Origin of the sequence: Clavibacter michiganensis, from assembly GCF_016907085.1 — a bacterium.
GTDB classification, from domain to species: Bacteria; Actinomycetota; Actinomycetes; order Actinomycetales; family Microbacteriaceae; genus Clavibacter; species Clavibacter michiganensis_O.
In genome coordinates, this window is sequence record NZ_JAFBBJ010000001.1 from 735,170 (window position 1) to 756,861 (window position 21,692).

General features: G+C 72.3%; 16 protein-coding genes. 9 read left to right on the top strand and 7 right to left on the bottom strand.

The features are described from left to right. Window positions 1-39 precede the first annotated feature (39 nt). The gene (gene acnA / locus JOE38_RS03365) at window positions 40-2,853 is read left to right on the top strand and encodes an aconitate hydratase AcnA (RefSeq protein WP_307838830.1); all 2,814 of its coding nucleotides are present in this window, start codon (window positions 40-42) and stop codon (window positions 2,851-2,853) included. 114 nt (window positions 2,854-2,967) lie between these two features. Continuing rightward, window positions 2,968-4,920 (top strand): 1-deoxy-D-xylulose-5-phosphate synthase, encoded by a 1,953-nt coding sequence (gene dxs / locus JOE38_RS03370; RefSeq protein ID WP_204574857.1) that lies wholly within the window; start codon window positions 2,968-2,970, stop codon window positions 4,918-4,920. A 64-nt stretch (window positions 4,921-4,984) separates the two neighbouring features. Here dxs and JOE38_RS03375 read toward each other — a convergent pair whose 3' ends face one another. From JOE38_RS03375 to JOE38_RS03405, 7 genes are all read right to left on the bottom strand, one after another. Further along, window positions 4,985-7,114, bottom strand: a complete 2,130-nt coding sequence (locus JOE38_RS03375; RefSeq protein WP_204574858.1) for a 3-hydroxyacyl-CoA dehydrogenase NAD-binding domain-containing protein — start codon at window positions 7,112-7,114, stop codon at window positions 4,985-4,987. Further along, entirely contained in the window at window positions 7,111-8,319 is a 1,209-nt protein-coding gene (locus tag JOE38_RS03380) for a thiolase family protein (protein ID WP_204574859.1), read from the bottom strand. The genes JOE38_RS03375 and JOE38_RS03380 overlap by 4 nt, the downstream gene beginning before the upstream one ends. Window positions 8,320-8,390: 71 nt before the next feature. Further along, entirely contained in the window at window positions 8,391-9,887 is a 1,497-nt protein-coding gene (locus JOE38_RS03385) for a ribonuclease D (RefSeq protein WP_204574860.1), read from the bottom strand. Then, a complete protein-coding gene (locus tag JOE38_RS03390) occupies window positions 9,884-10,480 on the bottom strand; it encodes a DUF3000 domain-containing protein (RefSeq protein WP_204574861.1) in 597 nt (198 codons plus the stop codon). The genes JOE38_RS03385 and JOE38_RS03390 overlap by 4 nt, the downstream gene beginning before the upstream one ends. Before the next feature lie 93 nt (window positions 10,481-10,573). Beyond that, the gene (locus tag JOE38_RS03395) at window positions 10,574-11,320 is read right to left on the bottom strand and encodes a dihydrofolate reductase family protein (RefSeq protein ID WP_204574862.1); all 747 of its coding nucleotides are present in this window, start codon (window positions 11,318-11,320) and stop codon (window positions 10,574-10,576) included. Continuing rightward, window positions 11,317-11,757 (bottom strand): SufE family protein, encoded by a 441-nt coding sequence (locus JOE38_RS03400; protein ID WP_204574863.1) that lies wholly within the window; start codon window positions 11,755-11,757, stop codon window positions 11,317-11,319. The genes JOE38_RS03395 and JOE38_RS03400 overlap by 4 nt, the downstream gene beginning before the upstream one ends. Beyond that, on the bottom strand, window positions 11,754-12,665 hold the full coding sequence (locus JOE38_RS03405; RefSeq protein ID WP_204574864.1) for a sulfurtransferase: 912 nt from the start codon (window positions 12,663-12,665) through the stop codon (window positions 11,754-11,756). The genes JOE38_RS03400 and JOE38_RS03405 overlap by 4 nt, the downstream gene beginning before the upstream one ends. 167 nt (window positions 12,666-12,832) lie before the next feature. Here JOE38_RS03405 and zapE point away from each other — a divergent pair, with 167 nt between their 5' ends. The 7 genes from zapE (at window position 12,833) to JOE38_RS03440 (ending at window position 21,617) form a co-directional block, all read left to right on the top strand. Beyond that, the gene (gene zapE / locus JOE38_RS03410) at window positions 12,833-13,897 is read left to right on the top strand and encodes a cell division protein ZapE (RefSeq protein ID WP_204574865.1); all 1,065 of its coding nucleotides are present in this window, start codon (window positions 12,833-12,835) and stop codon (window positions 13,895-13,897) included. Between the two features lie 251 nt (window positions 13,898-14,148). Further along, complete coding sequence (locus JOE38_RS03415) at window positions 14,149-15,435, top strand: ammonium transporter (protein ID WP_204574866.1); 1,287 nt, start codon at window positions 14,149-14,151, stop codon at window positions 15,433-15,435. Between the two features lie 243 nt (window positions 15,436-15,678). Further along, window positions 15,679-16,518: an aldo/keto reductase gene (locus JOE38_RS03420; RefSeq protein WP_204574867.1), complete on the top strand. Its 840-nt coding sequence runs from the start codon at window positions 15,679-15,681 to the stop codon at window positions 16,516-16,518. Between the two features lie 203 nt (window positions 16,519-16,721). Further along, window positions 16,722-17,153 carry a MarR family transcriptional regulator gene (locus JOE38_RS03425; RefSeq protein ID WP_204574868.1) on the top strand — a complete coding sequence of 144 codons (432 nt, stop codon included), beginning with the start codon at window positions 16,722-16,724 and terminating at the stop codon, window positions 17,151-17,153. Then, window positions 17,150-18,010 (top strand): putative protein N(5)-glutamine methyltransferase, encoded by an 861-nt coding sequence (locus JOE38_RS03430; RefSeq protein WP_204577118.1) that lies wholly within the window; start codon window positions 17,150-17,152, stop codon window positions 18,008-18,010. The genes JOE38_RS03425 and JOE38_RS03430 overlap by 4 nt, the downstream gene beginning before the upstream one ends. Window positions 18,011-18,153: 143 nt before the next feature. Beyond that, window positions 18,154-19,449 (top strand): endo-1,4-beta-xylanase, encoded by a 1,296-nt coding sequence (locus tag JOE38_RS03435; protein WP_204574869.1) that lies wholly within the window; start codon window positions 18,154-18,156, stop codon window positions 19,447-19,449. Between the two features lie 170 nt (window positions 19,450-19,619). Continuing rightward, window positions 19,620-21,617, top strand: a complete 1,998-nt coding sequence (locus JOE38_RS03440; protein ID WP_204574870.1) for an endo-1,4-beta-xylanase — start codon at window positions 19,620-19,622, stop codon at window positions 21,615-21,617. Window positions 21,618-21,692 lie beyond the last annotated feature (75 nt).

Genomic DNA, 21,692 nt, shown 5'->3' on the forward strand with positions numbered 1-21,692 from the left:
ATCGACTTCCGCGCCCATCCAGCGAGGGAAGAGGGCCACGTGTCTGCAATCAACAGCTTCGGCGCGAAGGACACACTCCGCGTCGGGGACACCGACTACGAGATCTACCGCATCGACACCGTGGCGGGCCACGAGCGTCTCCCGTTCAGCCTCAAGGTGCTGCTCGAGAACCTCCTGCGCACCGAGGACGGCAAGAACGTCACCGGCAGCCAGATCAGCGCCCTCGGCGACTGGGCCCCGGACTCCGAGCCCGACACCGAGATCCAGTTCACCCCCGCGCGCGTCGTGATGCAGGACTTCACCGGCGTGCCGTGCATCGTCGACCTCGCCACCATGCGCGAGGCGGTCGGCGAGCTGGGCGGCGACCCGACGAAGATCAACCCGCTCGCGCCCGCGGAGCTCGTGATCGACCACTCGGTCATCGCCGACCTCTTCGGCTCCGAGGACGCGCTCGAGCGCAACGTCGACATCGAGTACGAGCGCAACGGCGAGCGGTACCAGTTCCTCCGCTGGGGCCAGACGGCGTTCGAGGACTTCAAGGTCGTCCCGCCCGGGACCGGCATCGTCCATCAGGTCAACATCGAGCACCTCGCCCGCGTCACCATGACGCGCGAGGTGGGCGGCGTCCTCCAGGCGTACCCCGACACCTGCGTCGGCACCGACTCGCACACCACCATGGTCAACGGCCTGGGCGTGCTGGGCTGGGGCGTCGGCGGCATCGAGGCGGAGGCGGCCATGCTCGGCCAGCCCGTCTCGATGCTCATCCCCAAGGTCGTCGGCTTCAAGCTCTCGGGCGAGATCCCCACGGGCGTCACCGCCACCGACGTGGTGCTCACCATCACGCAGATGCTCCGCAAGCACGGCGTCGTCGGCAAGTTCGTCGAGTTCTACGGCACGGGCGTCGGCGCCGTCCCGCTCGCCAACCGCGCCACCATCGGCAACATGAGCCCCGAGTTCGGCTCCACCGCCGCCGTCTTCCCCATCGACGACGTCACCCTCGAGTACCTGCGCCTCACCGGGCGCAGCGAGGAGCAGGTCGCGCTCGTGGAGGCGTACGCCAAGGAGCAGAAGCTCTGGCACGACGCGGACGTCGAGCCGTCGTTCAGCGAGTACCTCGAGCTCGACCTCTCCACGGTCGTCCCGTCCATCGCCGGCCCGAAGCGCCCGCAGGACCGCATCGAGCTGACCGACGCGAAGTCGCAGTTCGAGCGCGACCTCAACGACTACGCGCAGGTCGACCACGACATCGTCGACCTCACCACGGCGATGAGCTTCCCCGCGTCCGACCCGGGCGAGCTGCAGCCGGAGGACGAGCACTCGTCGCACGAGCACCACCACGCGTCGCAGAGCCCCTCCTCGGTCTCGAAGCCGACGCACGTCACCCTCGAGGACGGCAGCGACTTCACGCTGGACCACGGCGCGGTCGCCATCGCGGCCATCACCTCCTGCACCAACACGTCGAACCCGTCGGTGATGCTCGCGGCCGGGCTCCTCGCCCGCAACGCGAGCAAGAAGGGCCTCAAGGCCAAGCCGTGGGTGAAGACCACGCTGGCGCCCGGATCCAAGGTCGTCACGGACTACTACGAGAAGTCCGGCCTCACCACGTACCTCGAGGACCTCGGCTTCTACACGGTCGGCTACGGCTGCACCACCTGCATCGGCAACTCCGGCCCGCTGATCGACGAGATCTCCACCGCGGTGCAGGACAACGACCTCGCCGTCACGGCCGTCCTCTCGGGCAACCGCAACTTCGAGGGCCGCATCAACCCCGACGTGAAGATGAACTACCTCGCGAGCCCGCCGCTCGTGATCGCGTACGCGCTGGCCGGCTCGATGAACTTCGACTTCGACTCCGACGCGCTCGGCACCGACACCGAGGGGAACGACGTGTTCCTCAAGGACATCTGGCCCGACGCGGACGAGGTCCAGTCGACCATCGACAGCTCCATCGACACGGGCATGTTCACGCACCAGTACGCCGGCGTCTTCGACGGCGACGAGCGCTGGCGCTCACTCCCCACGCCCACGGGCGCGACGTTCGAGTGGGACGCGGAGTCGACCTACGTGCGGAAGCCCCCGTACTTCGAGGGCCTCACGATGGAGACCACGCCGGTCTCCGACATCCAGGGCGCGCGCGTCCTCGCGAAGCTCGGCGACTCGGTCACGACCGACCACATCAGCCCGGCCGGCTCCATCAAGGCGGACAGCCCGGCGGGCCGCTACCTCGACGAGCACGGCGTCGGCCGCAAGGACTACAACTCCTACGGCTCGCGCCGCGGCAACCACGAGGTCATGATCCGCGGCACGTTCGCGAACATCCGCCTCCGCAACCAGCTGCTCGACGGCGTCGAGGGCGGCTACACGCGCGACTTCACGCAGGAGGGCGGCCCGCAGTCGTTCATCTACGACGCGTCCGAGAACTACCAGGCGGCGGGCACCCCGCTCGTCATCCTCGGCGGCAAGGAGTACGGCTCCGGCTCGTCGCGCGACTGGGCGGCGAAGGGCACGAGCCTCCTGGGCGTCAAGGCGGTCATCACCGAGAGCTTCGAGCGGATCCACCGCTCCAACCTCATCGGCATGGGCGTCGTCCCGCTGCAGTTCCCGGCGGGCGAGACCTGGGCGTCGCTCGGGCTCGACGGCACCGAGGAGATCACCATCACGGGTCTCGAGGAGCTGAACTCGGGCACCACGCCGCGCACGGTGCACGTCGTCGCGGCACCCACCGCCGACTCGCCCGCGGGCAAGGAGACGGTGGAGTTCGACGCGGTCGTGCGCATCGACACCCCCGGCGAGGCGGACTACTACCGCAACGGCGGGATCCTGCAGTACGTGCTGCGCAGCCTCGTCGCGTAACAGCAACCTGAGGAGGCCGGACGGCGACGTCCGGCCTCCTTCGTGCATGCAGGGCCCTGCGTACACTCGATGAGGCGGGCGTCGTTCCATGACGCCCGATGGAAGGCGGTCAGCATGGGAATCCTCGAGACGATCACGGGACCCCGGGACCTCGACCGGCTGAGCCGCGAGCAGATGCTCGAGCTGGCCGCCGAGATCCGGCAGTTCCTCGTCGCGGAGGTCTCCAAGACGGGCGGCCACCTGGGCCCGAACCTCGGCGTCGTCGAGACGACGCTCGCGATCCACCGGGTCTTCGACTCGCCGAAGGACCCCATCGTCTTCGACACCGGCCACCAGTCGTACGTGCACAAGCTGCTCACGGGTCGCCAGGACTTCTCCCGGCTGCGCGAGTCGGGCGGCCTCGCCGGGTACCCGCAGCGCTCGGAGTCCGAGCACGACATCGTCGAGAGCTCGCACGCGTCGAGCTCGCTGAGCTGGGCGGACGGGATCTCGCGGGCGTTCGGGATCACGGGCCAGACCGACCGCCACGTCGTCGCGGTGGTGGGCGACGGCGCCCTCACCGGCGGCATGACGTGGGAGGCGCTCAACAACATCTCCGACGACAACACGCGGAAGCTGATCATCGTCGTCAACGACAACGGCCGCTCCTACGCGCCGACGATCGGCGGCATGGCCCGCTTCCTCAACACCGTGCGCACCCGCCGCACCTACCGCGGGCTGTACGAGACGAGCCAGCGCGTGTTCGGCGTCTTCGGCGCGCCGGGGGACAGCCTGTACCGCGGCCTCCGCGGCGGGCTGCACGGCTTCCTCACGCGCGTCACCGACAACGAGGCGCTGTACTCCAACCTCGACATCAAGTACCTGGGACCCATCGACGGGCACGACCAGCAGGCGATGGAGGAGGCGCTCGAGCAGGCCCGCGACTACGGCGCGCCCGTCATCGTCCACGCCATCACCGAGAAGGGCCGCGGCTACGAGCCCGCTCGTCGGGACGTCGCCGACCAGTTCCACGCGGTGGGGCAGATCGACCCCGAGACGGGCGAGCCCATCGATCCGTCGCAGGCCGTGAGCTGGACGAGCGTGTTCGCGGATGAGATCCTGGCCCTCGCCGACGCGGATCCGCGCATCGTCGGCATCACGGCCGCCATGCTCCGCCCGGTGGGCCTCCACAGGTTCGCCGAGAAGCACCCCGACCGCGTGCACGACGTCGGCATCGCGGAGCAGCACGCGGTGACGAGCGCCGCGGGACTGGCGTACGGCGGCCTGCACCCGGTCGTCGCGCTCTACGCGACCTTCGTCAACCGCGCCTTCGATCAGGTGCTCATGGACGTGGCCCTGCACCGCGCCGGCGTGACCTTCGTGCTCGACCGGGCCGGCGTCACCGGCCCCGACGGGCCGAGCCACCACGGCATGTGGGACCTGGCGCTGCTGCAGATCGTGCCCCACATCCGCCTGAGCGCCCCGCGCGACGCCACCCGGCTCCGTGAGGAGCTGGGCGAGGCCGTGAAGGTCGACGACGCACCCACCGTCGTGCGCTTCTCCAAGGGCAACGTGGGCGACGAGATCGAGGCGCTGCGGCGCCTGGACGACGGCGTCGACGTGCTGCACGACTCGGCGTCGCATGACGTGCTCATCGTCACCGTGGGGCCCATGGCCGCCATGGGCATCGAGGTCGCCGAGCGCCTCGCCGCGCAGGGCATCGGCGCCACCGTCGTGGACCCGCGGTGGGTCGTGCCCGTTCCGCGCAGCGTCGTGGAGCTCGGCGGCACCCACCGTCTCGTCGTGACGATCGAGGACGGCGTCGTGGTCGGCGGGATCGGCACGCGCATCCGTCAGGACCTGCGCGAGGCCGGCATCGACACGGGCGTGACCGAGCTGGGCCTGCCGGACGAGTTCCTCGACCACGGCACGCGCTCGGAGATCCTCGAGCGCGTCGGGCTCACGCCCCAGCACATCGCGCGGGACGTCGTGGCCCAGGTGCTCGGCAGCCGCGTGCCCTCGGCCCGACCGCTGCCGGGGGACGAGGAGCGCGTCTCCATCCGCGCGGAGGACGACGAGCAGGGCTGACCGCCCGTCGCACGCGAGGAGGGCCCGGCCGATGCGGCCGGGCCCTCCTGTCGTGCCGGTGGCGCTACGCCACGCCGCGGATGGGCGGGTGGTGGAACGTGTCGCCGAACGCCCGGCCGCTCGCCCCGACGCGGTCGAGGTAGGGCGTGAGGCCGCCCATCTGGAACGGGTAGCCGGCGCCGAGGATGAGGCACAGGTCGATGTCCTCCGCCGCGTGCACGACGTCGTCCTCGAGCATGCGGTGCACCTCGTCCGCGAGTCCCGTCTCCACGCGCTCGCGGATCTGCTCGGACGTCATCGGGTCGGAGCCGCCCTTCACGATGCGCACGGCCTCCTTGTCGAAGCCCGTCGGGCGGCCCTTGGCGTCACGCGCGTAGATGCGCCCGAGCTCCGCGAGCCGGTGCAGGTTGGGGCTCTCGAAGAAGCGATCGGGGAACGCGGCGTGGTGCGTGTCGAGCACGTGCGCGCCGACCTTCAGCCCCACGAGCTCGAGCAGCTCGAACGGCGTCATCGGCAGGCCGAACGGCGCGAGCGAGCGGTCGACGACCTCGAAGGGCGTACCCGTGTCCACCGCGTGCATGGCCTCGCCGAGGACCTTCGCGAGGATCCGGTTCACCACGAAGCCCGGGGTGTCCCGGGTGATCACCGCGTTCTTGCGGAGCTGCTTCGCCACCTGCATCGCGGTCGACAGCGTCTCGTCGGTGGTCTGCGGCGTGCGCACGACCTCGATGAGCGGCATCACCGCGACGGGGTTGAAGAAGTGGAAGCCCACCACGCGCTCCGGGTGCTGCAGCCGCTCGGCGATGCGCTCGACCGAGAGGCTCGACGTGTTCGTGGCGAGGATCGCGGTCTCGGACACGTGCTGCTCGATCTCGGCGAAGACGGCCTGCTTCACCCCGAGCTCCTCGAACACCGCCTCGATGACCCAGTCCGCGTCGGCGAAGTCGGCCTTGTCGGTCGTGCCCGTGACGAGCGCCCGCAGCCGGTTCGCCTCGTCGGGCGAGATGCGCCCCTTCTCGGCGAGCTTCCCGATCTCGCCGTGGATGCCGGCGACGCCCGCGTCGACGCGCGCCTGGTCGAGGTCGGTGATGACCACGGGGACCTGGAGGCGGCGAACGAACAGCAGCGCGAACTGCGACGCCATGAGACCGGCGCCGACGACCCCGACCTTGGTGACCTTCCGGGCCAGCGCCTTGTCCGGCGCTCCCGCGGGCCGCTTGGCGCGCTTCTGGACGAGGTCGAACGCGTAGATGCTCGCGCGGAACTGGTCGCCCGAGATGAGGTCGGCGAGGGCCTCGTCCTCGGCGGCGAAGCCCTCCTCGCGTGTCGTGTTCCGGGCGGCCTTCAGCAGGTCGAGCGCGCGGTACGGCGACAGGGCGACCGTGCCGATGCGCTGCTCGAGCGACTTCCGGGCGATCCCGATGGCGATGTCCCACTTGGCGATGCGCTCGAGGCGGCCGGGTGCGTTCGGGCGCTTCACCTCGATCGCCCCGGAGATGACGCCGTCGGCCCACCGGATCGACTGCTCGAGGAACGACGCGGACGGGAAGGACGCGTCGGCGATGCCGAGCTCCATGACGTCGGTCGCCTTGAGCGTGCGGTTGTTCTTGAGCGGGTTCTCGATGATCACCTTGAGGGCGTTCTCGATGCCGATGAGGTTCGGCAGGAGCCACGCGCCGCCCCAGCCGGGGATGATGCCGAGGAAGACCTCGGGCAGCGCGACGGCGGGCACGGACTCGTCGACCGTGCGGTAGTCGGAGTTCAGCCCGATCTCGAGCCCGCCGCCGAGCGCGAGCCCGTTCAGGAAGGTGAACGACGGCACGCCGAGGCGGTGCAGCCGGCCCAGCGTGTCGTGGCCGAGCTGCGCCATCTGCCGGCCGACCTCGCGGCTGGGGATCTCGCCGACCTTGCTGAGGTCGGCGCCCGCGGCGAGGATGAACGGCTTGCCCGTGATGGCGACGCCGCGGATCTCGCCGGACGCCGCCCGGGCCGCGAGGCCGTCGAGCGCGTCGGCGAGTTCCAGCAGGGTGGCCGGCCCGAGCGTGGACGGCCGCGTGTGGTCGCGCCCGTTGTCGAGCGTGACGAGCGCGAGCACGCCGCCCGAGGGCAGCGGGACGTCGCGGACGTAGGAGTGCGTGACGACCTCGTCGGGATCGAGCGCCACGAGCTCCCGGAAGCGGCTGGTGTCGGTCACTTGGTCCTCTTCCTCTTGCCGGTGAAGTGCGGGTTCTCCCAGATGACGCTGCCGCCCTGGCCGAGGCCCACGCACATCGCCGTGAGCCCGTAGCGGACCTCGGGGTGCTGCTCGAACTGGCGCGCGAGCTGGTTCATCAGCCGGACGCCGCTGGAGGCGAGGGGGTGGCCGACGGCGATGGCGCCGCCGTACTCGTTGACGCGCGGATCGTCGTCGTCGATGCCGAAGTGGTCCAGCAGGCTCAGCACCTGGATGGCGAACGCCTCGTTGAGCTCGAACAGCCCGATGTCGTCGATCGTGAGGCCGGCCTTCCGGAGCGCCTTCTCGGTGCTCGGCACGGGTCCGATGCCCATGATCTCGGGCTCGACGCCCGCGAACGCGAACGACACCAGGGTCATCTTCGGCGTGAGGCCGAGCTCCTTGACCGCGTCACCGCTGGCGAGCAGGGCGGCCGTGGCGCCGTCGTTGAGGCCGGACGAGTTGCCGGCCGTGACGCGGCCGTGCGGGCGGAACGGGGTGCGGAGCCCGGCGAGGCCCTCCAGCGTCGTCTCGGGGCGCATGGCCTCGTCGCGCGTCGCGAGCCCCCAGCCCTCCTCGGAGCGGGTCGCGACGGGCACGAGGTCCGGCTGGATCTCCCCGTTCGCGTAGGCGATGGCGGTCTTCTGCTGGCTCGCGAGCGCGTAGCGGTCGGCCCGTTCGCGGGTGAGCGCGGGGAACCGGTCGTGGATGCGCTCGGCCGTGTTGCCCATGTTGAGGGCGTCCTGGCTCACGAGGCGCTCGGCGAGGAAGCGGGGATTCGGGTCTGCGTCGAAGCCCATCGGGTGGCGGCCCATGTGCTCGACGCCGCCCGCGATCGCGAGGTCGTAGGCGCCGAACGCGATGCCGCCTGCGGTGGCGGTGACGCTCGTCATGGCGCCGGCGCACATCCGGTCGATGGCGAAGCCCGGGACGGAGCGGGGGAGTCCGGCCAGCAGCGCGGCCGTCCGGCCGAGCGTGAGGCCCTGGTCACCGGTCTGCGTCGTGGCCGCGATGGCGACCTCATCGATCCGGTCCTTCGGCACCTGGGGGTTCCGCTCGAGCAACCCGATCATGGCCTTGACCACCAGGTCGTCGGCGCGGGTCCGCCAGTACATGCCCTTCTCGCCCGCTCGTCCGAACGGGGTGCGGACCCCGTCCACGAAATGGACTTCGGCTCTCTCGACCACTGACGCCTCCTCGCATCGATTTCCCCCACCCTAGGAAGAAGCCGGACGGGGGCCGAATCCGTTGACTGTTCCTACGAGGCCCCGTCGTCGGTCGCGTCGTCGGCTTGGTCAGCATCGACAAAGGCCGCGGCCACCGGAGCGGCCGTCGCCTCGATCTGCCACGGGCGCGCGCCCCACGACACGAGGGCCTCGGCGACGGCCTCGGGCGTGAGGTCGGCGGGCGGCGTCCAGGCGACGCGACGCAGCACCTCGGGGGTCAGCAGGTTCTCCTGCGGCACGCCCATCCCGGTCGCGACCTCCTGCACGGCGACGCGGGCGCGCTTGAGGCGGCGGTCCGCGGCGGGATCCTTGTCCGCCCAGGCCTTCGGCGGCGGCATGGTCTCGCCCGTGCCGCGCAGCTGCGGGAACTCGGTGGCGGCGAGGCCCCGCTCGACGGCGGCCCACCAGCGGTCGATCTCGCTGCGGCTGGCGCGGCCCGAGAACTCGCGCACCGCGGCGAGGTCCCGCTTGGTCTGCGGCAGGGTGCGCGCGACCGCGACGAGGGACCCGTCGGGGACGAGTCGGCCGGGGCTCGTGTCGACCTCGCGCGCGTAGGCGTCGCGGGCCTCCCACAGCTCCTTCGCGACCGCGAGGCCACGGCCGCCGCGGACCCCGTGCAGGCCGCTGAGGCGCCGCCACGGCTCGACCCGGGCGGGCTTCGCCTCCTTGGCGATGGTCGCGGCGAACTCCTGCTCGGCGATCGCGGTCTTGCCCTGCTCCTCGAGGCGGCGGGCGATCTCGTCGCGCACGTCGACCAGCAGCTCCACGTCGAGCGCGGCGTAGACGAGCCAGGCGCGGGGGAGAGGTCGGGTCGACCAGTCGGCGGCCGAGTGCTCCTTGGCCAGGTGGATCCCGAGCAGCTCCTCCACCACGGTGCCGAGGCCCACGCGGGGGAGGCCGAGCAGGCGCGAGGCGAGCTCGGTGTCGAAGATGCGCTGCGGGTCGAGGCCCACCTCGCGGAGGCAGGCCAGGTCCTGGCTGGCGGCGTGCAGCACCCACTCGACGTCGCGGATCACCTCGTCGAGCTCCGAGAAGTCGCCGACGGCGGGCGGGTCGAACAGGAACGTGCCCGCGCCGCGCCGGAACACCTGGATGAGGTAGGCGCGCTGGCTGTAGCGGAAGCCCGAGGCGCGCTCGGCGTCGACCGCGATGGGACCGGTGCCGGCCGCGATGGCCTCGACCGCCCGGAGGTAGTCCTCCCGGGTGTCGATGACGGTGAGGTCGCCCGTCGCCGCGGCCTCGCGGAGGGGCGGCCGGTCGGGAGCGTCGTCGGCGACGCGCTCGACCGACGCCACGCGCGTCTCCTGCTGCGGTGCCGCGGAGGCGGGCGCGCGGTCGGGCGCCGGATCCGGCGCGGGCCGCCGGGTGCGGGTGCGCGTCCGGGCGACGACGGCGTCGGTGGCGGTGGATCCGGGGACGTCGGAGAACAGGGACGTGCCCATGGCCGGGCGGCTCAGGCCGGCGGGCGGCGAGACCGGGGCGTCGCCGCCGGTCGCGTCGGGGTCGGGGGTGTCGGACGGGGCGTTCACGTCCGGGTGCGTCGCGCTGATAGCAGTGTCACTCCTTCGCCCGCGGGAGGGAGCCCTGCGAGCATGCACAGTAGTTCCCCCCAGCCTTCCACATGGGCGGTCACGTCGGCGTCCGCGGGTGTCCACGAGGCGCGCAGCTCGATCTTGGCGCCGCTGCCCTGGCGGGCCAGCTCCCCGTAGCCGGTGGAGATGATCCGGGTGGCGGTGCCCGACGGCGAGGAGTACCGGGCGCCGCGGGAGGCGAGGCCGTCGACGAGCCAGGACCACGCGACGTCGGCGAGGAACGGATCCGTGCCCATGTCGGTCTCGAGCGGCGCCTGCGCGAAGCAGACGACCCGGAACGCGCCGCCCCACGCATCGGGCTCCTCCGGGTCGTGCAGCAGGATGAAGCGGCCGGTGCCGAGCTCCGAGTCGGAGGCATGGCCCGAGGGCGAGACGTCCGCGGCGAGCGCCACGGCGTACGGCGCCAGGTTGCTCGAGGGCGAGGGGATCTCCGTCAGCACGAGCTCGGACCGCGTGGTCGCGCGCCGCAGCGCGTCCAGCGCCGCGCGGAACTCGGGCGGATCCTCGGCACTGTCACGGGTCTCTACCACGTGTGCAGACTATGGTCCGCCGGTCGACGGGCCGGGAGCCACGCCGCGGCAGGGAAGCGCGGCACGGCCGCCGATGACCTCGCGATCAGGGGATCAGCCCCGCGGCACCGTCCAGCGGGCGTAGGTGCGGTGGTCGTCGTCGACGAGCAGCTGGACGAGGCGCATCGCCGCGTGGATGCCCGATCCCGCCGGCACCAGCGGCGTGAGCGGCGTCACGAGCTCGGGCGAGGTGGTGAGGCAGAGCTCGTCCACACGCCCCGCCGCGAGGAGCGATGCGGCGAGCGCGGGCCCGCCCTCGCACACGACGCGGGCCAGCCCGTGGCCGCGGAGCGCGTCGACGACGTGGGCGCCGCCCATCCGCCCGTCAGCTGCGGCGCCCAGCGGCACGGGGACGATCTCCGCGGGCACGCCTCCCAGCGTCGCCACGGCACGGTCGCGCGCCTCGGGCGGGCAGAGCACCAGGAGGCGGCCCGCCCCGGCGTCCGGGTCGAAGCGGTGCCCCTCCAGGTCGCCCGATGCGGTGGCGACGGCCAGGGGGGTGCGGCGGGGGAGGACGTAGCGCTCGGCGCGCACCGTGCCCGCGCCCACCAGCACGACGTCCGCGAGCTCGCGGATCACGCCGAGGATCCGCCGGTCGACGACGCTCGAGAGGCTGTCGGACGTGCCGTCCGCGCCGATGACGCTGCCGTCGACCGACGCCACGAAGTTGAGGCGGACGTGCTCGGGGGATCCCGGACGGTAGAGGTCCTCCAGCCACTCCCTCGTGCCGCCGTCGTCCAGCCCGCGCGCGTGCGCCGGGTCGCCCGGCCCGGGGACGGGCAGGACGCGGGTGATCCTCACCCGGCGAGCCGCTCGCGCACCTGGCGCTTGACCCGCCCGAGCATGGCCGTCATGCCGCGCATGCGCAGCGGCGACACGGCGGCGTCGAGCCCGATGGTGGACGGGTAGTCGTCGGGCACGGCGAGCACCTCGTCGGCCGGGAGCCCGTCGAGGCCCTGCGCCAGGATCGACGCGAACCCACGGCTCGTCGGCGCCTCGGCCGGCGCCTGGGCGTGCACGTGGACGTCGCCGTCGACGACCTCCACGAACATGAACACCGGCGACTGGCACTCCTCCACGCGCTCGAGCAGGTCCGGGTGCTCGGCGTACCGCGCGGGCAGCTCGGGCAGCTCGTTGCTGAAGTCGAGCAGGAGCAGGAGCCGGTCGCGCTGCTCGAGCGCGAGGAAGTCGTCGCGGATCTCGGCGAGCGCCGCGGGCAGCTCGGGGGAACCGGTCATCGGGCGGGCAGCTCCCCGGGCTCGGCGCCCTGGACGATGGGGACGCGCACGGCGGAGCCCCACTCCGTCCAGGAGCCGTCGTAGTTGCGCACGCCCTCGAAGCCCAGCAGGTGGGTGAGCACGAACCACGTGTGGCTCGAGCGCTCGCCGATGCGGCAGAGGACCACGACGTCGTCGCCGTCACCCAGGCCCGCGCCGTCGCGGTAGACCGCGTCGAGCTCGGCGCGGGTCTTGAAGGAGCCGTCCTCGGCCGCGGCCCTGGCCCACGGGACGTTCTGCGACGTGGGGATGTGGCCGGCGCGGAGCGCGCCCTCCTCCGGGTAGGCCGGCGCCGTCGTGCGCTGGCCCGTGTACTCCTCGGGGCTGCGGACGTCGATGAGCGGGTTGCCGAGGTGCGCGAGCACGTCGTCCTTGAACGCGCGGATCTCCTCGTCGCGGCGCTCGACGACGGGGTACTCGACCGGGGTGGCCTCGGGGCGGTCGGTGGTGGTCGGGCGGCCCTCGGCGATCCACTTGTCGCGGCCGCCGTCGAGCAGGCGCACGTCCTCGTGGCCGAACAGCGTGAAGACCCAGAGGGCGTACGCGGCCCACCAGTTGCTCCTGTCGCCGTAGATGACGACCGTGCTGTCGCGCGCGATGCCGCGCTCCGACATGAGCTGCGCGAACCGCTCGCCGTCCACGTAGTCGCGCTGCACGGGGTCGTTGAGGTCGGTGTGCCAGTCGAGCTTCACCGCGCCGGGGATGTGGCCGGTCTCGTAGAGCAGCACGTCCTCGTCGGACTCGACGATCACGAGACCCGGCGTCAGCGCGCCGTCGGCGAGGCGCTCCTGGAGCCAGTCGCCGCTGACGAGCCGCTCCGGGTGGGCGTACTCGGCGAACCTGGGGGTGGTGTCCGGCTCGACGGCCATGGGGCTCTCCTGCTCTCGCGGCCGGCGGGGCCGCGCTGGGTGGGACGCGATTAGTCTGATGGGTGTCCCGCGGGCACCTTGCGCACCGCGTCGACCACCATCCACGGTAACGGTTCGCCCTGCGCGGGACTTCCCGACACCGCCACATGACAGCCGGAGACCCACCTGTGACGAACGCCGAGATCGGATCCCGGGACCACGACGCGGAGGGCACGGGACCCGGAGCCCTCGTCGGCCGCTCGCCGAGCATCACCGGAGCGGAGATCGCCGCGCACCTCGTGCCGCCGCGGCAGTTCGACGACGCGCGGTTCGACACCTACCGGCCCGACCCCGAGTACGACACGCAGGCGCGGGCCGTCGAGGTGCTGCGTGCGTTCTCGGGCGACCGCGCCGGATCCCGCGGCGGCCTGTTCTCGCGGAAGAAGGCGCCCGCCCTGAAGCCCGGCGTCTACCTCGACGGCGGGTTCGGCGTCGGCAAGACCCACCTCCTCGCGTCGCTCTGGCACGCCATGCCGGGACCGAAGTACTTCGGCACCTTCATCGAGTACACGGCGCTCGTCGGCGCCCTCGGCTACCAGGGCGCCGTCGGGATCCTGCGCGGGGCGACGCTCGTGGCCATCGACGAGTTCGAGCTCGACGACCCGGGCGACACGATGATGATGACGCGCCTGCTGTCCGACCTCGTGGCCGACGGCACGCGGATCGCCGCGACGAGCAACACCCCGCCGAACGCCCTGGGGGAGGGGCGCTTCGCCGCGGCCGACTTCCTGCGCGAGATCCAGGCCATGAGCGACCGGTTCGACACCATCCGCATCGACGGGCTCGACTACCGGCGCCGCGCCTTCGAGGGCCACGCGGTCACGGTGGACGCCGACGACCTCGACGCGCGTGCGGAGGCCGCGCAGGCCGCGGGCCGCTCCGTGACCGTCGACGGGTTCCCCGAGCTGGTGGCGCACCTCTCCCGCCTGCACCCCTCCAAGTACGTCAAGGTCATCGAGGGCGTCGACGCGATCGCGCTCCGCGGCGTGACGCAGCTGCAGGGCCAGACCGACGCCCTCCGCTTCGTCGCCTTCGTCGACCGGGTCTACGACGCGCAGATCCCGCTCCTCGCATCGGGCACGCCGTTCGACGAGGCGTTCTCGGCCGAGATGCTCGCGGGCGGCTACCGCAAGAAGTACCTGCGCGCGATCTCGCGGCTCATCTCGCTCACCGCGGCCGGACGCGACCTCTAGCCCACGACGCTCCGTCGTCCCTGGATCGGGGGCCGTCGGGGGCATCCCCGCCGCGCGCGGAAACACGATGTTCACACGCGCGCCACCTGCGTAACGCGCCGGAAACACGTCCGGCGAGCCGGCGAAACCTCGCCCCCCGACACTGGACGCGTACCCGGCATCCGGCTCGCGCCGAACCACCCGACCACACGGGCGGCCGCTCGCCTTCCGTCGGTGCGACCCCCTGCACGATCTACGAGAGGTGAAACACCATGGATCAAGGCAACACCGCCTTCCTCCTGATCGCCGCGGCGCTGGTCCTCCTGATGACGCCGGGTCTGGCGTTCTTCTACGGCGGGCTCGTCAAGGCCAAGAGCGTGATCAGCATGATGATGATGAGCTTCGGGGCCATGGGCCTGATCGGGCTCCTCTGGGTCCTGTACGGCTACGCCATCGCGTTCGGCAACGGCCCCGACGGCGCCGCGGGCAACCCGCGCTTCGTCGGCATCGACGGCGTCCTCGGCATCGACCTCGGCCAGCTCGGCCTCGGCGACGCGTACACCGCGGCCCTCGGCGAACAGACGTCGGCGTACCCGACCCTCGCCTTCGCCGCCTTCCAGGCCACGTTCGCGATCATCACGGTCGCTCTCATCTCCGGCGCCATCGCCGACCGCGCGAAGTTCGGCGCGTGGATGGTCTTCGCGGGCGTGTGGGCCACGGTCGTCTACTTCCCGGTCGCCAGCTGGGTCTTCAACTTCACGGTCGCCGACGGATCGACGGTCGACGGCGGCTGGATCGCCTACAACGTCGGCGCCATCGACTTCGCGGGCGGCACGGCGGTCCACATCAACGCCGGTGCCGCGGCGCTCGCCCTCTCGCTGGTCCTCGGCAAGCGCGTCGGGTTCGCCAAGGGCATGCACGTGCCGCACAACCCGCCGTTCGTGCTCCTCGGCGCCGGGCTCCTCTGGTTCGGCTGGTTCGGCTTCAACGCGGGCTCCGAGCTCGCGGCCGACGGCATCGCGGCCATCGCGTTCCTCAACACCATCGCCGCTCCGGCCGCCGCGATCCTCGGCTGGCTCGTGGTCGAGAAGATCCGCGACGGCAAGCCGACCTCGGTGGGCGCCGCGTCCGGCGCGGTCGCGGGCCTCGTCGCCATCACCCCGGCGTGCGCCGCGCTGTCGCCGGTGTGGGCCATCGTCCTCGGCCTCGTCGCCGGCGCGGTCTGCGCCGTCGCGATCGAGCTGAAGTTCAAGCTCGGCTTCGACGACTCGCTCGACGTCGTGGGCATCCACCTCATCGGCGGCCTCATCGGCACGCTGTACATCGGCATCTTCGCGACGAACGTCGGCCTCATCTACTCGGGCTCGCTCGAGCAGCTCGGCAAGCAGGCCCTCGCCGCCTTCGCGGTGCTGATCTACTCGTTCGTGCTCTCGTACGTCATCGGCATGATCATCCAGAAGACCATGGGCTTCCGGGTGAAGAACGAGGACGAGATCGCGGGCATCGACACGATCGTCCACGGCGAGGAGGGTTACGTGCTGGAGACCTCCGGCCGCTGACCCGCACCGCCGCTCGACCCCGACGGGCGCCGCACCTCGCGAGAGGGCGGCGCCCGTCCGTCGTCCCACCGCTGACGTGTCGCTCGGTCATCCGCCGACACGATCTGTTCGCCCAGCGCGGAGCAGGCGCCCGTGCCGGTCGGTCGGGTGCGGCCCGGGCGTACGGTGGACCGAGTCGGGAGGCGCGCACCACGGCGCCTCCCGCATCCGACGTGACCATCGAGACGAAGAAGACGAGAGCACATGGCATCCCCCCTCATCACCCTGAACAACGGCGTCACCATCCCGCAGCTGGGCTTCGGCGTCTTCCAGACCCCGCCCGCCGAGACGCAGCAGGCCGTCGAGCGCGCGTTCGAGGCCGGCTACCGCCACATCGACACCGCCGCCGGCTACTACAACGAGGAGGGCGTGGGCGCCGCCATCAAGGCGACGGGCATCCCGCGCGAGGAGCTCTTCATCACCACCAAGCTCCGCAACGGCGACCAGGGCGCGGACAGCGCCCGCACCGCCTTCGAGGACAGCCGCCGCAAGCTCGGCGTCGACGCGGTGGACCTCTACCTCATCCACTGGCCCTACCCGAAGCACGGCCTCTACGTGGAGACCTGGAAGACCTTCGAGGCGCTGCACGCCGAGGGCCTCATCCGCGCGATCGGCGTCTCCAACTTCCTCCCGGAGCACCTGGAGAAGCTGGCCGCCGAGAGCGACGTCGTGCCCGCGGTGAACCAGATCGAGGTGCACCCGACGTTCCAGCAGCACGACCTCTCCACCTTCTCGGTGGAGCGCGGCATCGAGGTCGAGGCGTACAGCCCGCTCGGCCAGGGCGCCGACCTGGAGTCGGACATCGTCACCCGCCTCGCGAAGGAGCACGACGCCACCCCCGCGCAGATCGTGCTCGCCTGGCACCTCGCGCAGGGCCGCATCGTGATCCCCAAGTCGGTCACGCCCGAGCGCATCGTCCAGAACTTCCAGAGCATCGAGGTCGAGCTCTCGGTCGAGGAGCTCGCCGAGATCGACACCCTGGAGACCGGCACGCGCCTCGGCGCCGACCCGGCGACGGCGGACTTCACGCAGTTCCCGTCCTGATCCCCCCGCCGGCACGCCGGCACCACGACGCCCGCCCGGCTCCTCGCCGCGGCGGGCGTCGTCGCGTCGGCACCGCCGCACGACATCGCGCTCGTATCGGGGGCGCGAGGGGGCTAGCGTGAGCCACACGACGCTCCCTCAGGCCGGAGGCGAGAGCCGCGGACCCGCCGGAGCCCGGACCACGGACCACCGTCAGGAGCATCGTGACCGATCACACCGTCCCGCATTCCCGCCTCGCCGACGCGCTCAGCTCCGTGTCCGAGCGCATCGACGCGTCAGTCGACGCCAGCTGGGACGGGCTCACCGGGGTCCAGATCCTGATCCTCCGTCGGCTCTCCGGCACCGAGCGCATGGACCGCGCGTCGCTCGCGCTCGACACCCGCACCGCCCGCGCGGCCACCGTGCCGAGCCTCGCCTCGCTCATGCAGAAGGGCCTCGTGCTGGAGTCCGAGGACCCCGTCGGGTCCTACCTGCACCTCTCCGACGGTGGGCGGGCGCTCCTCCTGGGCGTCCGGACGGCCCGCGCCGAGTGGCTCGAGCAGGCGGCGCGGCAGGCCCGGCCGCCCGTGCACGGCGACGACCTCCTGCGCGCCGCGGCGCTGCTCGAGCACCTGCGCGCCACGGACGACATCTGAGCGGGCACCGCGCGACCGGCGACGGGCGCGACGAGGACCTGGTCGCGCGCCTGCGTACCGCGGGCTGCGTGTTCGCCGAGGAGGAGGCCGCGCTGCTCGTCGTCGAGGCGGCCGACCGTCATCCGGACGACGGGGGAGACGCGCGCGCGACCGCGCTCGAGGCGATGACAGCGGCCCGCGTGGCGGGGGAGCCGCTCGAGACCGTCCTCGGCTGGGCCGCGTTCGCCGGGCGCCGGATCATCGTGCGGCCCGGGGTCTTCGTCCCGCGTCGCCGCACCGAGCGCCTGGCGGGGGCCGCCGTCGCCGCGGCGCGCGAGGTGGAGAGCCCGGTCGTCGTCGACCTGTGCTGCGGATCGGGCGCCATCGCCGCCGTGCTCGCCGACCAGCTGTCCGGGGCGATCGTCCACGCCGCCGACGTGGATCCCGTGGCCGTGGCGTGCGCGGCGGAGAACCTCGTGCCGCGCGGCGTCGGCGTGCACCGCGGCGACCTGCTCGACGCCCTGCCGGGCGACCTCCGCGGGCGGATCGACGTCCTCGTGGCCAACGTGCCCTACGTGCCGGACGCCGCCCTCGACCTCATGCCGCCCGAGGCGCGCCTGCACGAGCCGGCGGCCACGCGCGACGGCGGCCCCGACGGTCTCGACGTGCTCCGGCGGGTGGCGCGCGGGAGCGGATCCTGGCTCGCGCCCGACGGGCTGCTCCTCGTCGAGGTCGCGGACGCGCAGCTCGCCGCCGCCCTCGACGCCCTCGCGACCGCCGGCCTCGAGGCGCGAGCCGACCCGCTCGCCGCACCCGCGGACGACGCGGACGACGAACACGACGGCACCCGGGTCGTGACCGGCCGACGCCCGGTGTGACCGGCCGGCCGCGGATCCCCGGTGACCCGCGGCCCGTGCGGCCGCCCGCTGCGGAGCTCGTTGCCTCCTGTCCACAACCCGCTCGGCGGCCGGACGGACCTCCCTAGGGTCCAGGTGTCCCATCCACCGTACGAGAGGCACCAGTGACCCCGACCCCACCCCGTCCCGAGGCGTCCGTCCGCACGACACCGTCCCTCCCGAACCGCGACGCCCGCCGTCGCCCCCGTCGCGGCCTCGCCGCCCTCGCGTCGGCCGCCGCCGTCCTCACCGCCGTCGCCGTCGGCGTCCCGGCGGTGTCCGCATCCGCCGCCGCACCGAGCACGCCCGTCCCCGGCATGCAGGTCCCGGCGCTCAAGGACGTCCTCGGCGACGCCGGCATCGAGCACGTCGGCGTGGCGATGGGCAGCGGCGAGGTGCAGGGCACCTCCGCCGACCTGATCGCGCGCCACTTCAACGCCATGACGCCGGAGAACGAGGGCAAGGCCGACGCCATCCAGCCCGTCGAGGGCCGGTTCGACTTCAGCGGCATCGACAAGCTGCTCGACTTCGCCGACGCCCACGGCATGAAGATGTACTTCCACGTCCCCTTCTGGAAGCCGCAGACGCCCGACTGGTTCTTCCTCGACCACGGCCGGCCCCTGACGGACAGCCCGGCCGACCAGGCGCTGCTCAAGGCGCGCATGGACGCCCACATGAAGGCGATCGCCGGCCACATCGCGTCCCGGTACCCGAAGGGGAACAGCCCCATCTGGGCGATGGACGTCGTCAACGAGGTCATCGACGACGGCCCCAACGGCAACCCGCACGACATGAAGAACACGCCCTTCTTCCGGGTGCTCGGCGAGGGCTTCGTCGACGAGGGCTTCCAGCTCGCCAAGAAGTACTTCCCGGGCGTCAAGCTCTTCATCAACGAGTACAACACCGACGTGCCGAGCAAGCGCGCCGACTACCTCGGGCTCGTCTCCGACCTCCTGAAGCGGCACATCCCGGTCGAGGGCGTGTCGCAGCAGAGCCACGTCGGCCTCCGCAGCGACATCGAGGAGCTCCGCACCACGATCCACGCGGTGAAGGCGCTCGATCCGCACCTGCTCCAGGCCATCTCGGAGCTGGACGTCAGCGCGTCGCAGGCCGCCGCGACGGGCAACAGCGAGAACCGGAACCACACGGCGCCGATCTACTCGAACCCGGACGACACGGCCGCGGCCGTCGGCTGGTTCTACAAGGACCTGTTCACGATGATCCGGCAGGAGGCCGGCAGCCTCGAGTCGGTCACCTTCTGGGGCTCGGACAACTCGCGCACCTGGCTGCACAGCCCGGCGATCGACCAGCCCTGGGAGCAGCCGCTCCCGTTCGGGACCCATCAGGAGGCGATGCCCGCCTACTGGGGCATCGTGAACCCGAGCCTGCTCCCGCCGCGCCCTCCCCTCCCGAAGGGCTGATCTCCGGCCGAGCGACCACCGCGGCCCCCGTCCTCGTCGAGGACGGGGGCCGCGCCGCGTTCGTTGCCCCACGCAACAAAGGTTTTCGAATACCTTGCCCCCCGTAGGGGAGGGTGCCTACGGTGCGAGCATCCGACACCGAAGTCGGAACACATGAGAGGTGTTCGACGATGAGCATTCCCCGCACCGACACGTCCGCGCTCGCGGACGTCAGCCCCCCGCGCCCAAGCCGCAGCAGGCTCGCGCTCCGCCCTCGAGGCGACCGCCGCCGCGGCCTGGCCGCCCTCACCGCCCTCGGCCTCATCGCCGGGGCGGGCGCCCTCACCGCCCCCGCCGCGCAGGCCGCCGACGCCGCCGCTCCCGCCGGCATCGGATCCGACTTCGAGTCCGGCACGGGCGCATGGGCGCCACGCGGGGACGGCGTCCGCATCGCCCCGAGCACCGAGGCGCGCACCGGATCCGGCAGCCTGCTCGTGACCGACCGCACGCAGGAGTGGCACGGCGCCGCGCTCGACGTCACGAGCGCCCTCGCCGTGGGCCAGCAGGTCGAGGTCACGGTGTGGGCGCGCCTGGCCGCGGGGGAAGAGCCCGCGTCCCTCAAGGTCTCCGTGCAGCGCGACACCGGCGGCGGCAGCGGCTACGACGGGGTGGCGGGAGCCGCCGCGCGCGTGACCGCCGACGCCTGGACCGAGCTCACCGGCACGTACACGCTCGGCGGCCCGGTCGACCGGGCGCAGGTGTACGTGGAGGGGACCGTCGGCGCCGACTTCCTCCTCGACGACTTCCAGCTCGGCGACGCCGTCGGCACCCCGGTGCAGACCGACATCCCGGCGCTCAAGGACGTGCTCGGCGCCCGCGGCATCGAGCACGTGGGCGTCGCGATCGACGGCCGCGAGACCGTCGGCGCCGGAGCGGATCTGGTGAGCAGCCAGTTCGACGCCTTCACCCCGGAGAACGCGGGCAAGCCCGAGAGCGTCCAGCCGGAGGAGGGGCGCTTCACCTTCACGCAGCTCGACCAGCTGCTCGACTACGCCGACCGCACGGGGACGAAGGTCTACTACCACGTGCTGTTCTGGCACTCGCAGACGCCCGCGTGGTTCTTCCTCGACGGCGACCGGCCGCTCACCGACAGCCCCGCCGACCAGGCGATCCTGAAGGCGCGCATGGAGGCGCAAGTCGAGGGCATCGCGGACCACATCGCCGCGCGCTATCCCGACGGGGACAGCCCCATCTGGGCGATGGACGTCGTCAACGAGGTCATCGACGACGGCCCGAACGACAACGCGCACGACATGCGCGACAGCCGCTGGTACCAGGTGCTGGGGGAGGGCTTCGTCGACGAGGGCTTCCGCCTGGCGCGCGCGCACTTCCCGGGCGTGAAGCTGTTCATCAACGACTACAACACGGAGCTGCCGACCAAGCGGGCCGACTACCTCGAGCTGATCTCCGCGCTCGTCGCCCGGGGCGTGCCGATCGACGGGGTGGGCCACCAGGCGCACGTCGACTTCGCCCGGCCCGTCTCGTGGCTGCGCGACTCCATCCGCGCGGTCGAGCGCATCGACACGCGCCTGCTGCAGGCGATCACCGAGCTCGACGTGAACGCGTCGAACCAGAACGAGGGCGCGGACGTGAGCGGCGCGCCGCAGGATCCGTACACGCCCGTGTACGCGGACGACGCGCAGGCGGGAGCCGAGGTCGGCTACTACTACCGCGACCTGTTCCAGATGATCCGCCAGCAGGCGGCCTCCATCGACTCGGTCACCTTCTGGGGCGTGAGCAACGCGCGCAGCTGGCTGCGCACGTGGCCGATCGCGCGTCCGTGGGAGCAGCCGCTGCCGTTCGACGACGACCTGCAGGCGGCTCCCGCCTACTGGGGCATGGTGGATCCGCGGCAGCTCCCGGCGCGACCCGCTGACCTGTCGGCGCCGCGCATCGCGGACGTGGACGACATCACGGCGGTGGCGACGAAGGCCGCGGGCGTGCGCGTCCCGTACGCGCTGCCGTCGGCGATCGACACGCGCGACGGCGCCGTGCGGGTGGTGTGCGCGCCGCCGCGCAGCGGGATCTTCCCCGTCGGCACCACGACGGTCACCTGCACCGCGGAGGACCGCGCCGGCAACGTCCGGACGAGCGACTTCGACGTGATCGTCACGCGCGCCGGCTCGTGATGCGCTGACGACGGCACGACGATCCCACGCCTCCCGCAGGGCGTGGGATCGTCGTCGTCACCTCGGGGGAGGAGC

Excerpts from the sequence above, each read along its gene's own strand:
- JOE38_RS03420 (WP_204574867.1), top strand. The coding sequence starts at position 15,679 with ATGGCATCCCCCCTCATCACCCTGAACAACGGCGTCACCATCCCGCAG.
- JOE38_RS03405 (WP_204574864.1), bottom strand. The coding sequence starts at position 12,665 with ATGGCCGTCGAGCCGGACACCACCCCCAGGTTCGCCGAGTACGCCCAC.
- JOE38_RS03415 (WP_204574866.1), top strand. The coding sequence starts at position 14,149 with ATGGATCAAGGCAACACCGCCTTCCTCCTGATCGCCGCGGCGCTGGTC.
- JOE38_RS03440 (WP_204574870.1), top strand. The coding sequence starts at position 19,620 with ATGAGCATTCCCCGCACCGACACGTCCGCGCTCGCGGACGTCAGCCCC.
- dxs (WP_204574857.1), top strand. The coding sequence starts at position 2,968 with ATGGGAATCCTCGAGACGATCACGGGACCCCGGGACCTCGACCGGCTG.
- JOE38_RS03400 (WP_204574863.1), bottom strand. The coding sequence starts at position 11,757 with ATGACCGGTTCCCCCGAGCTGCCCGCGGCGCTCGCCGAGATCCGCGAC.